This window comes from Aristaeella hokkaidonensis (assembly GCF_018128945.1).
In the GTDB taxonomy this organism is placed as follows: domain Bacteria; phylum Bacillota; class Clostridia; order Christensenellales; family Aristaeellaceae; genus Aristaeella; species Aristaeella hokkaidonensis.
In genome coordinates this window covers 2,709,453-2,726,330 of the sequence record NZ_CP068393.1, presented here as the reverse complement: position 1 = coordinate 2,726,330, position 16,878 = coordinate 2,709,453, and the positions used below count along the sequence as shown (strand labels likewise).

General features: G+C 52.1%; 9 protein-coding genes, 1 tRNA gene and 3 rRNA genes. 7 read left to right on the top strand and 6 right to left on the bottom strand.

Annotation, left to right across the window (positions count from 1 at the left end; all coding sequences use genetic code 11):
- Positions 1–119: 119 nt before the first annotated feature.
- The 6 genes from JYE49_RS12365 to rlmD all read right to left on the bottom strand — a co-directional run bounded on the left by JYE49_RS12365 (position 120) and on the right by rlmD (position 7,463).
- Complete coding sequence (locus JYE49_RS12365) at positions 120–1,022, bottom strand: alpha/beta fold hydrolase (RefSeq protein WP_093957825.1); 903 nt, start codon at positions 1,020–1,022, stop codon at positions 120–122.
- Positions 1,023–1,185: 163 nt separating this feature from the next.
- The gene (locus JYE49_RS12360; protein WP_093957824.1) at positions 1,186–2,301 is read right to left on the bottom strand and encodes an alkaline phosphatase family protein; all 1,116 of its coding nucleotides are present in this window, start codon (positions 2,299–2,301) and stop codon (positions 1,186–1,188) included.
- 13 nt (positions 2,302–2,314) lie between these two features.
- A complete protein-coding gene (locus JYE49_RS12355; protein ID WP_093957823.1) occupies positions 2,315–2,719 on the bottom strand; it encodes a hypothetical protein in 405 nt (134 codons plus the stop codon).
- Between the two features lie 340 nt (positions 2,720–3,059).
- The gene (locus JYE49_RS12350; RefSeq protein ID WP_093957822.1) at positions 3,060–4,724 is read right to left on the bottom strand and encodes a diphosphate--fructose-6-phosphate 1-phosphotransferase; all 1,665 of its coding nucleotides are present in this window, start codon (positions 4,722–4,724) and stop codon (positions 3,060–3,062) included.
- Positions 4,725–4,890: 166 nt separating this feature from the next.
- Complete coding sequence (locus JYE49_RS12345) at positions 4,891–5,829, bottom strand: CPBP family intramembrane glutamic endopeptidase (RefSeq protein WP_304582989.1); 939 nt, start codon at positions 5,827–5,829, stop codon at positions 4,891–4,893.
- 290 nt (positions 5,830–6,119) lie between these two features.
- Positions 6,120–7,463 (bottom strand): 23S rRNA (uracil(1939)-C(5))-methyltransferase RlmD, encoded by a 1,344-nt coding sequence (gene rlmD / locus JYE49_RS12340; protein ID WP_093957820.1) that lies wholly within the window; start codon positions 7,461–7,463, stop codon positions 6,120–6,122.
- 330 nt (positions 7,464–7,793) lie between these two features.
- Here rlmD and JYE49_RS12335 point away from each other — a divergent pair.
- From JYE49_RS12335 to JYE49_RS12305, 7 genes are all read left to right on the top strand, one after another.
- Positions 7,794–9,338, top strand: a 16S ribosomal RNA gene (locus tag JYE49_RS12335).
- Positions 9,339–9,631: 293 nt separating this feature from the next.
- Positions 9,632–12,526 (top strand): 23S ribosomal RNA (locus JYE49_RS12330).
- 232 nt (positions 12,527–12,758) lie between these two features.
- Positions 12,759–12,875, top strand: a 5S ribosomal RNA gene (gene rrf, locus JYE49_RS12325).
- Together the 16S, 23S and 5S rRNA genes with 1 tRNA gene alongside form the textbook arrangement of a ribosomal RNA operon.
- Positions 12,876–12,882: 7 nt before the next feature.
- Positions 12,883–12,954 (top strand) — tRNA-Asn (locus JYE49_RS12320).
- Positions 12,955–13,453: 499 nt separating this feature from the next.
- Positions 13,454–14,875: a YdcF family protein gene (locus tag JYE49_RS12315; protein ID WP_143754549.1), complete on the top strand. Its 1,422-nt coding sequence runs from the start codon at positions 13,454–13,456 to the stop codon at positions 14,873–14,875.
- A gap of 82 nt (positions 14,876–14,957) precedes the next feature.
- Positions 14,958–15,989, top strand: coding sequence for a DUF2804 domain-containing protein (locus JYE49_RS12310; protein ID WP_093958420.1), 1,032 nt, complete (start codon positions 14,958–14,960; stop codon positions 15,987–15,989).
- Positions 15,990–16,011: 22 nt separating this feature from the next.
- Positions 16,012–16,581 (top strand): hypothetical protein, encoded by a 570-nt coding sequence (locus JYE49_RS12305; RefSeq protein WP_093958419.1) that lies wholly within the window; start codon positions 16,012–16,014, stop codon positions 16,579–16,581.
- Positions 16,582–16,878: the final 297 nt, after the last annotated feature.

Sequence of the window (16,878 nt, the reverse complement as noted above, 5' to 3'; positions counted from 1 at the left end):
ACAGTCTTGCTGTTGCCAGGATCATATCCGGCAGGATTTTCAGGCGGCCGGTATCATACTTTTCCTGCTCTTCTTCCGTACGGCCTACCAGGGCGGTCTGACGAAATATCAATTCCGGGTTATTCGGCCTTGATGAACTGATCCAGGGCCTGGCTGATTTCCGCGGCATGCCCCCGCATGGTATGCCCGCCGTCGGGAATCGGGAGGAAGGTGCAGTTCGGAATGCGGCGGCTCCACTCTTCCGCGGATGCAAAGGAAGCCAGTTTATCATCCTTTGCATGGATGATCAGCACAGGAACCTGGGATTTTTCCAGGTTATAGTCCTCAAAGTGCCCGGCTTTGGCTCCGTTTACGACGCGGGAATCAAACAGGATCCCCTCTTTCCGGTCTGCAATGGGCAGGATAGTCCGGACGGTATCGCTGTCCATTCCCATCAGCGGTTCAAAAAGCGGACTGAACAGCCACATACAGAAATCGTTGCATACGAAGGCCGGCGGACCGCTGATCCCGGACTTCTTTTCAGACGCCTGTTCATTGGGATAACCGGAACAGTAGAGGATCAGGCCTTTGCACCGTTCGGGATGGGCAAGGGCCATCCGGATGGCGACGGTGCCGCCGGCGCTGGTTCCGAGCACATAGGCCTTTTCAATCCCAAGCGCGTCCAGCAGTTCCACATAGGCTTCCACCTGCAGGTCGACAGAGGCGTTTTCCGGGAGATCGCTTCCGGGATAGCCGAACCGGGAGGGTGCGATGACCCTGCAGGAATCCGTTTTGTCCTTCAGCACGTCAAAACCCTGGTCGTATCCGCCGCAAATGCCGTGGCAGACCAGAACCGGCGTGCCGCTGCCTTCATCAATATAGCTGACTTTTCCCTGGGTAGTCTGAAGGGTTTGTGCTTTTTCCTGATAGACGGCAAAACGTGCTTTTGCTGTATTGAGCACCGACAGGTAATTCAGCCCGAGGATATCAATCAGGCCGATTACCACGATGAGAATCACAATCCATATTTTTCTTCTTTTCATATACTGAAACTCCTGTTATTCTCCGGTTTCGGTACAGAGCAGAAGGACCGGCCGGGATCCTCATTCTAGTGATCCGCGGCCGGCCGAGTCAATGGATTTAATGAGATTCCAACGCAATTCCAAAGGAAGCGGTGGTTAATGAAAAATCACATTAAGACTTCCTTTAATTCCCGTTACAGTCAAAGAGGATCAGCGGTACCAGCACTTCGTCCTCTGTGACGCTGCCGTGCATGGACTTCCAGTTTGGCCTTGGGGTCTGATCCTTGAAACAGATGGATAGGGTGTCCGTGGCAATGGCGATGTAATCTCCCAGTTTACCTGTGAACTGCCTGCTGGGTTCAGCGGTACCGAACAGCTGCCGTTCAATCACTTCTGCCTTCGTCAGCAGCAGGAACTTTTCTCCGAAGCGCCTCCTGAACTCATTTTCAAAGAAGGCTTTCTTTTCTTCCTTGATAAAGAAATTGATGGCGCGGGGTTCCAGGGAGGGGGTGCGGACCAGGCAGTCCATCAGTTCGGGATAGTCCGGCAGGAACGCAATATCCGTATCAATGTGTCCATGATCGGCTGTAACGATGAGCAGGGTATCTTCCAGTTCACCTGCAATTTTCTGAACAGCGTTCTCCATATCGATCAGGGCCTCATGCACCGGAGCGGAAGTACAGCCGTTGTCGTGCAGCAGACCGTCCGGCTCGTCCCAGTAGGCAAAGATGTATTTCCGGTCCGGTTCATCGCAGAGGGCTTTGATCCGGCGGCAGAACTCCTCTATGTTTCCGGGCGCGGGATCGTCATAGGGCGTCAGCCGGTATGCTTTGGTTCCGGCGCTGGTCAGCCTGTCCAGGACGTTCTCATAGGGCGTGAAGGTCAGCGGAACATTGAAGTCAGCCGCCGGCTGGTCTGTTCCCTGGATCAGGTTGAAAAACATCGTCACGTTCTGGTCAATCTGGGGATAGTAGCAGTCCCAGCCGAGCCAGCAATGCTCGCAAGGCTGCAGTCCGGACTGGACGGAAGTGGTGGCCGCGACCGTGGTGGCAAGGAAGACGGACTGATAGATTCCTGCCAGATGGCTCCGGAAAGCCCCGTCCGCCTTCAGGTGATGCTCCAGGATCTGTTTTCCCATGCCGTCCAGCAGCAGGACGACGATATTCCGGTAATCCTTGTCCAGGTATTGATCCAGCAGGGGGAGCGTATCCCCGACGGTGGGTGCGCCGAACTTCTTCAGGATGGAATTAGGCAGGTTGGCGGTACAGTTTTTGTAATCAGGCCAGATCAGTTTTTTCATAACGGTGATCCCCTTATATTTGATGTGTTTGTATCGGTATGTCGTTCCGCGGGTTTTTGACCGCGATCTGGAAATCATCCTCGTAGATGATTTCTCCCGGAATGTCGGTGCATTCCGAAAGGTAAAGCTGAACGCCGTATTTGGCAGCCATGTTCCGGTAGAAGGTCATTTCTTCCCAGATCCGGTTGCCTTCCGCCGTATCTTTAAACCAGGTGATGGCTCCGTCCGGGTTGCCCTGATCATAGAAGGGAGGAACGGGAAGGACGTCCTCAAAATACCGACGGTTGTTCCAGTATTCTTCCGTTTCTGCTTCTGATAATACACCCGCATCTACCAGTTTGCCTATAGTGGTAAAGATTCCCCTCGGCTGCTTGGTCAGATATGCCTGGTCTGCTGTGTGAACCCGATAATACCTCATGACTGTCATCCTCCTTATCATATAAAAACCCGCTTATCCGGCAAGGATAAGCGGGTTGCTTTTACAGGAACGATCCTGAAGCCTGCTATTTTCTGCCTGCCGGATATGAACATACGAAAGAATCATCATACAGATAATCCGCATGATGAGTATGATACAGCGTATAAGAATATCCGGCGGTATAGCGGTTCATATGCAGGCTCCTTTCTGTTGATATTGTGGAGATTATATGCCGATGCAGCGCGTCTGTCAACTAAAGCATTAAACGATTAAAGAAAAAGGGCAAACAAAAACCGCCCGGCAGGCTGTATAAGCCGCCGGGCGGTATCTGTCAGATCAATCAGTCCTGACCCTTTTCCAGGGCGAGCGTCCTGGTGGTGAGGTCGCAGACTTCAGCAGGTCCGAAGTACTGGATCGCGCCGGGATAGGTGAAGGAGGTCTTCACGGCCCACTCTTCCCTGTGCGCTGCAAAGAACTTGAAGGGAGCGCCGTCCAGCTCAACCAGGGCCTTGCGGATAACGGGCTTGTCCTCGCCGTTTCTTCTCTCCATGTTCATCATCTTGGTGATGGGCATACCGCCGGCCACCCACTCTTCAGCAGGCTTGGAGATGTTGGAAACCTTGGACAGGTATCCGGTGTAGCCATACTGGATCAGCATGAAGGCGTTGTAGCCCAGGGAGTAGCAGTAGTCTGCGTCGAAGTTGGAGGGGAAGGCGCATCTTCCTTCGTAGCCGAAGAAGTGATGCTGCGCGCCGAACTTGCCCTTGTAGGTGCCGGCGGCCTTTCTCTTGGCCAGCTCGTTCTTCACCATTTCGGAGAAGAGTTTTTCGGACTCGATCAGGGAAACCTGCACGTTGCCGTGGGGGTCTCTCTCGAGGAACAGCTGCTGCTGCACGAACTGGGGCAGGATTTCGAACACGGCGAAGGATTCAGCAGACAGGCCTTTCTTGATGAAGGCGTACTTGGCGTCCCAGTCGGGAAGCGCGTTGAACTCTTCGGTCTTGCTGCCGGCCAGCAGTTCGTTGATTTCAGCGATCAGCTTGGAGAACTCGGGAACGAATTCCACGATACCTTCGGGGATGATGGCCACGCCGAAGTTTTCACCGTTGTTGCCGCGCTTTTCAACGGAATCAGCGATGTAGTTGGCGATGGCGGCCAGGGACATCTTCTTGGCGGCGACTTCTTCGCCGATCAGGCAGATGTTGGGCTGGGTTTCCAGCGCGCACTCCAGGGCAACATGGGAAGCGGAGCGGCCCATGACCTTGATGAAGTGCCAGTATTTCTTGGCGGAGTTGGCGTCTCTTTCGATGTTGCCGATCAGCTCAGAATAGGTCTTGGTAGCGGTGTCGAAACCGAAGGAAGCTTCGATATCTTCGTTCTTCAGGTCGCCGTCGATGGTCTTGGGGCAGCCGATGACCTGGACGCCGGTGTTGTGGGCGGCCATGTACTCGGCCAGCACAGCAGCATTGGTGTTGGAGTCGTCGCCGCCGATGATCACGATAGCGGTCAGGCCGTGCTTTTTGGCCACTTCGGTCACAACCTTGAACTGCTCTTCAGTTTCCAGCTTGGTACGGCCGGAACCGATGATGTCGAAACCGCCGGTGTTCCGGTAGGCGTTGATGTACTCGTCGGTGAACTCGATGAAATCGTCATCGATCAGGCCGGAAGGACCGCCCTTGAAGCCGAGGAGTACGTTGTTCTTGTCGGTAGCTTTGATCGCGTCGTACAGACCGCAGATGACGTTGTGTCCGCCGGGGGCCTGGCCGCCGGAAAGGATCACGCCCACAACCTGCTTTTTGGCCGCGGAGGTGTTGCTGCCCTTGACGAAGGTGATCTCTTCCTTACCGTAGGTGTTGGGGAAGAGGGCCTTGATCTTGGCCTGGTCCGCTACGCTCTCGGTAGGAGCGCCGACCTTGACGCTGATCTCAGAGATGCCGCCACGAAGCATTCCGGGAAGCTTAGGGCTGTACTGATATCTTGCTTTCTGAAGGGGTGAAAGATTCATTGTGCTTCTCCTTTAACAATAAAATATTAAATGGATGAAATGCTTATGGCGCATTCCCAATAAAAGATTATAACACGTTTCGTCAAGAGGGGTTTGTTTTTTTTCATTATATGCAGAATGATACGCCAAACCGGAATATAACATGTAATATGTATGACCTGCTATTTTACTCCGGTATATTTTCCAGTGCCCGTTTATAAAACTTTGTCCGGGTGATGATAAGATAAAACGCTGCATCCATCACAATTTCCACAGGAACCACTGCCACACTGTAAGTTTCACTGAAAGGATAAATCATTGCTCCCGTAAGAATAACATTCTTAAACATGTGCAAAAAGAAAATGGCAAATACTCTTCTTTTTGCTATGACGTAGATCGTAGTATACACCAGGGCAGCACTCATACAACTTATGATAAAAGACAATCCTAAAAACGGATTTTTCATAAACCAATCATGCTGAATCTGTGCGGGATAAAAATATAAAGGCAAATGCCATATTCCCCAAATAAAGCCAATGAATAAAGACATCTGTAATAGTTTCTTTTTATGAAACAATTGATCTGTCAGAAAACCCCGCCATCCAAACTCTTCCGAAAGCGGTCCGGATATCATTCCCCAAAATAAGAAGTAGAATAAATACAGCGGATTTTTCACAACCATCTTCAGGCCTTCAAACCCCAGGGCTTCCGCACCAAGTTCTTTTGAAACCAATTGTGTAACTGCCACTTCGAGACATACCAGGCCAAGCGAAATGAAAATGGCTGTAATACACTCTTTATTCGGGACAAAGCACCTTTTAAAGAAATCCTTTACACCTTCTTTTGTATAAAACAGGAAAACAAAAATCACACCAACCAGTGAAGGCATGACTCCGCCGAGACCAAAGAAGATTGATGAAAAATCAAAAGATGAAATCGATGTATCTTTCACATCCATTCCCATCAAAACCGGCAGAAACTGCCAAAGCCATGTCAGCAATAATGTAATTGTCAAATAAAGAATAGTATGTTTTCTTTTATCACTTTTCTTCTGTTCTGTTGTTCTTCCACAAACTCTCATTTTGCAAACAGATTCCTTTATCAAACTCTGATTGACCGATTTCAACTGTTACAGGAATAATACACTTTACACAACAGGCATACCCCCCCTTTTTACCCAGGCTGAACGTTGTCCCATTGTTGGCGGGTCATTCAGGGCCTCCGGTAAATGCCGGATTACGCGATGTTGATGGTTCATTATATCCTTTTGGACATATTGAATGGAACTGAATGGCTGTAAGGAAAACCAGAGTTTATATTATACTGCCGGTATGCTTTTTCTGTCAGGGATTCATCAACCCCGGCTTCGTCTTCATTCGGAATGATTTGAACGATGCATCATTTTTGGCGGATCATTCAGGTTTGGGAAAGAAGAACAACCGTCTCCACACCGGAGGTCCAGCAGAACATATCCACAGGCTGGACTTTGAGGACCTGGTAGCCCTCGTCCCGCAGCAGGCCCGCGTCACGGGCGAGGGTGGCCGGGTTGCAGGATACGTAAACGATCCGTTCCGGCGCCGCCTGGGCCATAGCCCGGATTACGGCGGGATCCAGGCCCTTACGGGGCGGGTCCACACAGATGACGTCCGGTCGGAGCCCGTCGTTTACCATCCGGGGCAGCAGCTCTTCAGCCTTGCCGGCCTGGAAGGAGACGTTGCTGATGCCGTTGAGCACGGCATTCCGTTTTGCGTTTTCCACCGCGGGCTCCACAATTTCAATACCGACGGCTTCCCGGCAGTGGCGGGCCATGGTCAGGGTGATGGTGCCTGCGCCGCAGTAGACGTCACAGAGCAGGTCCGTGGGTTTCAGCTCCGCGTAGTCCACCGCTGTCTGGTACAGCTTTTCCGTCTGTACCGGGTTGACCTGGAAGAAGGAAGCCGGGGACAGTTCAAACTCCAGGTCGAAGAGCCGGCCGGTGAAGGTTTCCCTTCCATATATAAGATGAAACTTTTCAGACAGGATGACGTTGGTAACGGCGCGGTTCTCATTCAGCCACAGGCTGACGGTGCCCAGCGGGACCAGCGCGTCGATCAGCTCCTGCTGATGGGGCAGTGTGCTGCCGTTGGCGACGACGGTCACCATGCTTTCCCCTTTCCGGTTGACCCGGATTACAAGATGCCGGATCAGTCCCCGGCGGGTTTCCTCATGGTAGGGTTCCACACGGAAGGCTTTCATCCATCCGAGGAAGGCTGCGGCCAGGTCATTGGCAGGCGGCATGGCGTTGGGGCAGGTTTCGGCAGGGATAACCGCGTGACTCCGGGGTGCGTAAAAGCCGAGAACGGGATGTTCAGCTGTTCCGCCCGCGGGCAGGGAGGTTTTGTTCCGGTAGCCGCAGGGGGAATCCATCCCCAGGATCGGCAGGACTTCTGTTTCAATGCCGGCAATCCGCCGGAAACAGTCTTCCACCTGCTGCCGCTTGGCGGCCAGGGTGGCTTCATAGCTCATATGACGGCCGGTGCAGCCCCCGCAGCGGGGGTAGGAAGCACAGTCCGGTTCACGCCGGTCGGGAGAGACCGGATCCGGCCTGGATTCCATCCGGCCGAAAGCATAGCGTTTTTCTGCTTTGACGATCTTAATGTCAGCGCCCTCTCCGGGCAGTAGTCCGGGAACAAACACGGGCATACCCTCATGAATACAGATACCCTCCAGATCCGCACCCAGACGGTCCGCGGTCATGGGGAAGCATTCATTCTTTTTCATCCCGTTCAGTTCCTTTCATCCTGTTTCTTCCTATTTTAACAGGGCACCCCTGAATTGTCCACCAAATATAGAAGGGGTTGCCGGATGCTCACCACAAGATATGGAAATGCCCGAAACCCCTTGAAATAACTTGATTTTTGGCCTAAAAAAATTTTCAAAAATCGCTTGACAAAGGGTATACCCTCTGGTATGATAGTCAAGCTCGCCCGAGCGAAAGCAAAGGAAAGAGCGAAGCGAACCTTGAAAACGATACAGAGAGAATAAACGCGCAATAAGGAAAAGACAGCGAAGATTCCAAAGAGTTTAGCATCGAAAGATGTTTAAAGGATTAAACGGAAGAGTTTGATCCTGGCTCAGGACGAACGCTGGCGGCGTGCCTAACACATGCAAGTCGAGCGGGGACATTGCGACAGATTTGAAGTTTTCGGATGGATATGAAGATGTAATGTTCTAGCGGCGGACGGGTGAGTAACGCGTGAGCAACCTGTCCCTTACAGGGGGATAACACAGCGAAAGTTGTACTAATACCGCATAAGACCACAGAGCGACATCGCTTAGGGGTCAAAGGAGTAATCCGGTAAGGGGTGGGCTCGCGTCCGATTAGATAGTTGGTGAGGTAACGGCCCACCAAGTCGACGATCGGTAGCCGACCTGAGAGGGTGATCGGCCACATTGGGACTGAGACACGGCCCAAACTCCTACGGGAGGCAGCAGTGGGGAATATTGGGCAATGGGGGAAACCCTGACCCAGCAACGCCGCGTGAGGGAAGAAGGTTTTCGGATCGTAAACCTCTGTCCTTGGTGAAGAGAAAGAGACGGTAGCCAAGGAGGAAGCCCCGGCTAACTACGTGCCAGCAGCCGCGGTAATACGTAGGGGGCGAGCGTTGTCCGGAATGATTGGGCGTAAAGGGCGCGTAGGCGGCCCGGTAAGTCTGGAGTGAAAGTCCTGCTTTTAAGGTGGGAATTGCTTGGATACTGTCGGGCTTGAGTGCAGGAGAGGTAAGTGGAATTCCCAGTGTAGCGGTGAAATGCGTAGAGATTGGGAGGAACACCAGTGGCGAAGGCGACTTACTGGACTGTAACTGACGCTGAGGCGCGAAAGTGTGGGGAGCAAACAGGATTAGATACCCTGGTAGTCCACACTGTAAACGATGAATGCTAGGTGTAGGGGTATCGACCCCTTCTGTGCCGCAGTTAACACAATAAGCATTCCGCCTGGGGAGTACGGCCGCAAGGTTGAAACTCAAAGGAATTGACGGGGGCCCGCACAAGCAGCGGAGCATGTGGTTTAATTCGACGCAACGCGAAGAACCTTACCAGGTCTTGACATCCAGTAAAACTTGTAGAGATACATCGTGAGCTTGCTCATACTGAGACAGGTGGTGCATGGTTGTCGTCAGCTCGTGTCGTGAGATGTTGGGTTAAGTCCCGCAACGAGCGCAACCCTTATTTTCAGTTACTAACAGGTAGTGCTGAGGACTCTGAAGAGACTGCCGGGGACAACTCGGAGGAAGGTGGGGACGACGTCAAATCATCATGCCCCTTATGACCTGGGCTACACACGTGCTACAATGGCCACCACAGAGAGGAGCGAACCCGTAAGGGAGAGCGGATCTCAAAAAAGTGGTCCCAGTTCGGATTGTGGGCTGCAACCCGCCCACATGAAGTCGGAGTTGCTAGTAATCGCGGATCAGCATGCCGCGGTGAATACGTTCCCGGGCCTTGTACACACCGCCCGTCACACCATGGGAGTTGGGAGTGCCCAAAGTCGGTGAGGTAACCGCAAGGAGCCAGCCGCCTAAGGCAAGACCAATGACTGGGGTGAAGTCGTAACAAGGTAGCCGTATCGGAAGGTGCGGCTGGATCACCTCCTTTCTAGGGAGAAAGCAGAAGCCGAAAGGTGGACGCCGAAACCGAGGTCGATCGACCGGATAAAACCGGTCGTCATAAAAAAGCTTCAAAGAAGCAAAACGGAACGTCAACGAACGTTCGAAAAAGAATTGAGCTGTTCCTTACAGCGCGCAAAACTCTGTATCGTCTTCAAGGCTCGCGAAGCTCCGAGCATGCGCACCTTGACAACTGCACAGCAAAGAAACAAGATTCAGGAAAGACCAGTTAAAGGTAAAACAATTTTACTAGAATTGGTCTCAGGATCAAGAACGACGAGAAATCAAGCTACAAAGAGCACAGGGTGGATGCCCTGGCACCATACGCCGACGAAGGACGTGGCAAGCTGCGATAAGCTACGGGGAGCCGCAAGCAGGCATCGATCCGTAGACATCCGAATGGGGAAACCCGGCAGGTGAAGAACCTGTCACCGTAAGATGAATCCATAGTCTTACAGGAGGGCACGCGGGGAACTGAAACATCTAAGTACCCGCAGGAAGAGAAATTAATTTAAAGATTTCTAAGTAGCGGCGAGCGAACGGGAAAGAGGCCAAACCGGGGGGCATGCTCCCCGGGGTTGTGGGTCAGTAACGTGTATGGAAGACTTTAGCCGAAGAGAGATGGAAAGCTCAGCCAAAGAGGGTAACAGCCCCGTAAGCGAAAGAGTCAACCAGCTAACTGATACCAGAGTACCGCAGGGCACGTGAAACCCGGCGGGAAGCAGGGTGGACCACCATCCAAGCCTAAATACGATATGGTGACCGATAGCGCATAGTACCGTGAGGGAAAGGTGAAAAGAACCCCGGGAGGGGAGTGAAAGAGAACCTGAAACCCTGTGTTTACAAGCAGAGAAAGTACACGTTATGTACGATCTCGTACTTTTTGTAGAACGGACCGGCGAGTTACGTTATGCAGCGAGGTTAAGGACTGAAGGTCCGGAGCCGAAGCGAAAGCGAGTTTGAATAGGGCGATAGTTGCATGACGTAGACCCGAAACCGGGTGACCTATCCATGGCCAGGTTGAAGTGGGAGTAAAATCCCATGGAGGACCGAACCAGACGTCTGTTGAAAAAGGCGGGGATGAGCTGTGGATAGGGGAGAAATTCCAATCGAACCCGGAGATAGCTGGTTCTCCTCGAAATAGCTTTAGGGCTAGCCTCATGGATAATTGATGGGGGTAGAGCACTGAATGGGCGCGGGGGACTCAAATCCTACCAAACTCTATCAAACTGCGAATACCATACAATGCAAACCATGGGAGTCAGTCCGCGAGAGATAAGTTCCGCGGGCAAAAGGGGAACACCCCAGATCAACCGCTAAGGTCCCAAAGTACACGTTAAGTGGAGAAGGATGTGGAATTGCACAGACAACCAGGATGTTGGCTCAGAAGCAGCCACACATTTAAAGAGTGCGTAATAGCTCACTGGTCGAGTGGTTGTGCGCCGAAAATGTCCGGGGCTAAAACGTGACACCGAAGCGATGGATGCGCTTTAAGCGCGTGGTAGAGGAGCGTTCTGTGGGGGCTGAAGCCGTATCGAGAGGCACGGTGGACCGCACAGAAGAGAGAATGCCGGTATGAGTAGCGAGAGCGAAGCGAGAAACTTCGCCGTCGAAAGCCCAAGGTTTCCTGGGGAAGGTTCATCCACCCAGGGTAAGTCGGGGCCTAAGCCGAGGACGGAAGTCGTAGGCGATGGACAGCAGGTGTATATTCCTGCACTACCGAAGAATGAAGCAGTGACACAGAAGGATAGTCTGAGCGGGGTGATGGTCAACTCCGTACAAGCACTGAGGTTGGAACGTAGTGAAGTACGCGTTCCTCTAAGCTGAGGTGTGACGTGGACCGAAATCAAGTAGGGAAGCAGATGAGTTCACGCTGGCGAGAAAAGCTGCTAGTATATCTGAAGGTACCCGTACCGGAAACCGACGCAGGTGGGCGAGGAGAGAATCCTGAGACGAACGGGAGAACCCTTGTTAAGGAACTCGGCAAAATGACCCCGTAACTTCGGGATAAGGGGTGCCTCGAGAGAGGCCGCAGAGAATAGGCTCAAGCGACTGTTTAGCAAAAACACAGGTATCTGCGAAAGCGAGAGCTGACGTATAGGTGCTGACACCTGCCCGGTGCTGGAAGGTTAAGGGAACATGTTAGAGCAATCGAAGCATCGAACCGAAGCCCCAGTAAACGGCGGCCGTAACTATAACGGTCCTAAGGTAGCGAAATTCCTTGTCGGGTAAGTTCCGACCCGCACGAATGGTGTAACGATTTGAGCGCTGTCTCAACAGGGGCCCGGTGAAATTGAAGTATGGGTGAAGATGCCCATTACCCGCGACTGGACGGAAAGACCCCGTAGAGCTTTACTGTAGCCTGATATTGGATTTCGGTAACGGATGCACAGGATAGGTGGGAGACTTGGATGTTAGGACTTCGGTCTTAGCGGAGTCGCTGTTGGGATACCACTCTTCTGTTACTGGAATTCTAACATGGACCCGTGAACCGGGTAATGGACAGTGTCAGGTGGACAGTTTGACTGGGGCGGTCGCCTCCGAAAGAGTAACGGAGGCGCCCAAAGGTACCCTCAGAATGGATGGAAATCATTCGAAGAGTGCAAAGGCAGAAGGGTGCCTGACTGCGAGAGTGACAATTCGAGCAGAGACGAAAGTCGGGCTTAGTGATCCGGCGGTATTGAGTGGAAAAGCCGTCGCTTAACGGATAAAAGCTACCTCGGGGATAACAGGCTGATCTCCCCCAAGAGTCCACATCGACGGGGAGGTTTGGCACCTCGATGTCGGCTCGTCGCATCCTGGGGCTGAAGCAGGTCCCAAGGGTTTGGCTGTTCGCCAATTAAAGCGGCACGCGAGCTGGGTTCAGAACGTCGTGAGACAGTTCGGTCCCTATCCATCGTGGGCGTAGGAGTCATGAGAGGAGCTGTTCCTAGTACGAGAGGACCGGAATGGACGCATCACTGGTGCAACTGTTGTCGTGCCAACGGCATAGCAGGGAAGCGAAATGCGGACGGGATAAACGCTGAAGGCATCTAAGCGTGAAGCCCACCTCAAGATTAAGACTCCCATTGCGCAAGCAAGTAAGACCCCTGGAGGACTACCAGGTAGATAGGTCATCGGTGGAAGTGCGGTAACGCATGCAGCTTGATGATACTAATAGGTCGAGGGCTTGATTTCATGATTGGTCCAGAGATCAATTAAGGTAACAGAAAAACATAACAGGTCAACAAATTCCTGAATTCTTGTAGCTGTGCAGTTGTCAGGATGCGTAAAGCGTCCGAGGGCCCCGGAAGAGGAAGAAAAGGACGATGGAAGGGGCCAACCCGTTCCGATAAAGGGACGATGAAATCGCTGGCAAGGAAGACCCAAGGGAAAGAATGAAAAGCGATTTCCTAAATAGCTCACTATTTCCGGTGGCAATGACGAAGAGGTTCCACCTGTTCCCATACCGAACACAGAAGTTAAGCTCTTCAGTGCCGATGGTACTTGACTGGTAACGGTCCGGGAGAGTAGGTCGCCGCCGGATTCCATATTCCTCAGTAGCTCAATGGCAGAGCATTCGGCTGTTAACCGAAGGGTTGTAGGTTCGAGCCCTACCTGGGGAGCACAGAAAAGCCTGATCGAAAGATCAGGTTTTTTTGTGCTCCCCAGGAAAGATCTCAAATAGATTGAGATCTTTGGACCTACTGCGTATGTCCTGGGCTCTTTCTCGCCCTTCCGCAACCTCAATGGTCGCTCAAAGCCCTTGGAGCGGGCTTTGCTCTCCCTTTCGGTTGACTCGTTCGGCTCGCTTCCGCTTTCAGCGGACAGCCCACTGGGGCACCTCTTCTCTCTCCGCAATCTCAGTCGGCGCAGCGGGCATCACTGGCGTTTCAACCCGCTGCTTGCTTCGATTGACTCACTCAGGGCGCTTCCTGCTTCGCAGGATAGTCCACTGGACTAACGCTTCCTTCGTTCCCCCCTGGGGAGCAGTAGGAGCCTGATCAAAAGATCAGGCTCTGATCTACTTTTATGCCAAATAGTAGTGTATAATATAGGAAACTATCTGGATAACACAGGATCATACGATATAAAAAAGGCAGGGAATAAGTCGTGAGGAAGGCGGTGAAACAGATCTTATGGTGTATTGCAGGATTGATTGTGCTCTGCGTTGTACTTCGTTTCGCTTTCTTTAATGAGATTTCTGTTTACAGCTATATACCAGCCAGCAGACAGGGTGAAATAAAGGTAACGGTGGAGAAACCGGATGTGCTGCGGGCGGGAGAACCGGAGCGCGGAGACGGATTTATCCGGATTCCGGTATTCCCGGGAGAAGCAGGAGAGACGGATCTGTATGTTACTGTTTCGGGAAGGGATGACAGTTCTTTGCATCTCCTGCGGGTAGATCGCTTTCATACAGTGTATGACAGAAACAACGATAACTTTACCGGTGATACGGCGCTGCTGATCGGAGTGACGTTGTTCTGGCTGCTGGTCAGCGCGATTATGCTCTGGCATTTCTTCCAGGCGAAGGGGACGGCCTTTTACGATTACAGCACCATTTACTATGCCGGCTTCTCCCTGTTTGCCCTGGTCACCGGTTTGACAATGTTGGTTATTACCGTTTCCCATGCCTTTCATCCGGAAGAATATCACATGATGATGGTTTACTCGGCTATCAGCGGTGCCAGCGCCTGGTTCATGAAGCTGACGGCTCCTGTGATGATCGTGTTTGCCATTGCACTGGCGGTAAGCAATATTGTGCTTATGCGGCATGAAGGACGGCAGCCGGGGAACGCACTTGGACTGCTGGTGAGTATTACCATAATCCTGGGAGAGGCTTTGGGACTGTACCTGATGATGCGGTTTTCCAGCGGATCGGAATGGGAAATCAGGCTGGAAAGAACCCTGGAGAATACTTACGCCACGCTCTTTATCTATTGCCAGTGCATGCTGACGGGTGCGGTAATCTGCGGGATCAAGGCGGCTAAACACAATCCGGCGCTGGATAAGGATTTCATCATTATCCATGGATGCTGGTTCCGGAAGGACGGGACGCTTCCGCCGCTCCTGCGGGACCGGGCGGACAAAGCGTTTTCCTTCTGGAAGAAGCAGAAGGAGGCAACCGGAAAGGAAGCGGTTTTTGTTCCGTCCGGCGGACAGGGAAAGGATGAAACTATGCCGGAAGGGGAAGCGATCCGGCGGTACCTGCAGTCACAGGAGGTACCGGATGATCTGATCCTGACAGAGACAAAATCCAGAAATACCCTTGAGAATATGAGCTTTTCCGGAGAAATGATCCGGGAGAAGAACCCGGAAGGGAAAGTGCTTTTTGCGACAAGCAGCTATCATGTTTTCCGCAGCGGGATCCTGGCGAAACGGGCAGGACTGACGGCAGAGGGAATCGGCAGCAGGACGAGATGGTGGTTCTGGCCCAATGCGTTTATCCGGGAAACCGCAGGCTTGCTGCACAAAAGATGGAAACAAGAGCTCCTGTTCCTCGTTATGCTGCTTATTTTCTTCGGGCTGCTGTCCATGGTTCTCTGATCCGGGCAAGGCGTTGTTTTCTGAAGGTTCATGAAGTATAATAGCCCAAAACAGTCAAATTAAATAAACGGAGGCGGGAGATATGCAGCGCCGAATCATAACACCCGGTCCGCTTCATGATGAAAAGGGTCATCTGATCGAAACCGGATATGCCACAGAGCTCATCAAGACCTATGACAGAACCCGGATCTGCACGGGCAGGTCAAGGATCAAGGAATGGGATTACTATGCGATCTGTTCAGACCGGTTCTGCCTGGCGCTGACCATTGATCATAATGGCTATATGACCATGGACAGTATCTCCCTGCTGGATTTTGAACGGAAAAGCCAGATTACGAAATCCGCAATGAACCTGCCCTTGTTTGCTCCGCGGAAACTTCCGTCCAGCAGCAAAAACGGCAGCATCAGTGTGACCGGGAAGGGATATATGATCTCCTTTGAAAATGATGGGATCAGCCGCCGGCTGACCGGGTTCATGAACAGGTTCAGCGGAGAAAACACCATTGTTTTTGATGTGATGCTGACGGATGAACCGAAGGAATCCATGGTGATTGTGACGCCCTACAAGGATCATCCGGAAGCCTTCTACTATAACCAGAAAATCAACTGTATGCGTGTGGAAGGAACCATAACGCTGGGCGGCCGGGAATACCGGTGTGATCCGGCGGATACCTTTGCTGTACTGGACTGGGGCCGGGGCGTATGGACTTATGACAATACCTGGTACTGGGGATCAGCTTCGGGCCTGGTGGACGGTGTTCCCTTCGGATTCAATATCGGCTATGGTTTCGGGGATACGTCCGCAGCCAGTGAGAACGTCCTGGTTTATGACGGGAAAATTCACAAACTGGAGCAGGTAACATTCGAAATTCCGGAAAAGGACGGGAAGGAAGATTATCTGTCCCCGTGGAATTTTACGAGCAGCGACGGACGGTTTGAGATGAAGTTTGAACCGATCATGGACCGCTGTGCGAAAACAGATCTGCTGATTATCTGCTCAGACCAGCATCAGGTGTTTGGCCGGTTTTCCGGTTCGGTAGTCCTGGATGACGGCCGGAAACTGCAGATTGATCACCTGACCGGATTCGCGGAGAAGGTCAGGAATAAATGGTAAGGATTTGAAGGAGGATCCCCCAATGCTGAGCCTGGAGAGAGCAACGGAACTGAACGCAACCATGGTGTCGGATGAGCACTTGATCATTCACGCGAAGAATGTCTGCTATGCCATGGGGGCAATGGCGGATTATTTCGGGGAGAACCGGGAACACTGGCAGGCAGTCGGAATGCTGCATGACTATGATTATGAAAAATACCCGGACGAGCACCTGCAGCATACGCAGGAGCCGCTGCTGGCGGCGGGGGTTCCGGAAGAGGACGTCAGGGCGATTATGAGCCACGGATGGGGTATCTGTACCGACGTGAAACCGGAAACCAATATGGAAAAGAGCCTTTTCACGGTGGATGAGCTGACGGGAATTATCCAGGCCTGTGCCCGGATGCGTCCGAAGGGTATCCAGGACCTGGAGATCAAAAGCTTTATGAAAAAATATAAAGACAAGAAATTCGCCGCAAAGTGCAACCGGGAACTGATCCAGAAGGGCTGCGACCTGCTGGGGATGGAAGTCCGGGAAGTGGCTGAAATCTGCATTGAAGGTATGCGGTCCCACGCGGCGGAAATCGGCCTGGAAGGGACCGGAGAGGAATAAACACACGCATAGGGACCGCTGTCCGAATTCGGACAGCGGTTTTTTTGTCACCTGCTGTTATAGTCACAGGAATCCTGACTTTGCTTTTTCTACAGTTTTGTTGATGAATCGCTTTCCAATTATGCAGTTAATCTGACCAGATTTGCAGATTTGGTTATATTGTGTGTGTGTGTGTGTTATACTTTGTGCAATGTTGGCGGCAAAATTATATCCGCTTGACCCTGGAATCTTGGGAATTGGTTATGAGCTTAAATAGAAAGAGGTGAAAAAGATGGTTAATAAAGTTTTTTAGAGGAT

What these genes read in the sequence shown, in the direction of transcription:
- JYE49_RS12360 (WP_093957824.1), bottom strand. Translation starts at nt 2,301, where the DNA reads ATGAAAAAACTGATCTGGCCTGATTACAAAAACTGTACCGCCAACCTG.
- rlmD (WP_093957820.1), bottom strand. Translation starts at nt 7,463, where the DNA reads ATGAAAAAGAATGAATGCTTCCCCATGACCGCGGACCGTCTGGGTGCG.
- JYE49_RS12305 (WP_093958419.1), top strand. Translation starts at nt 16,012, where the DNA reads ATGCTGAGCCTGGAGAGAGCAACGGAACTGAACGCAACCATGGTGTCG.
- JYE49_RS12350 (WP_093957822.1), bottom strand. Translation starts at nt 4,724, where the DNA reads ATGAATCTTTCACCCCTTCAGAAAGCAAGATATCAGTACAGCCCTAAG.
- JYE49_RS12310 (WP_093958420.1), top strand. Translation starts at nt 14,958, where the DNA reads ATGCAGCGCCGAATCATAACACCCGGTCCGCTTCATGATGAAAAGGGT.
- JYE49_RS12355 (WP_093957823.1), bottom strand. Translation starts at nt 2,719, where the DNA reads ATGAGGTATTATCGGGTTCACACAGCAGACCAGGCATATCTGACCAAG.
- JYE49_RS12365 (WP_093957825.1), bottom strand. Translation starts at nt 1,022, where the DNA reads ATGAAAAGAAGAAAAATATGGATTGTGATTCTCATCGTGGTAATCGGC.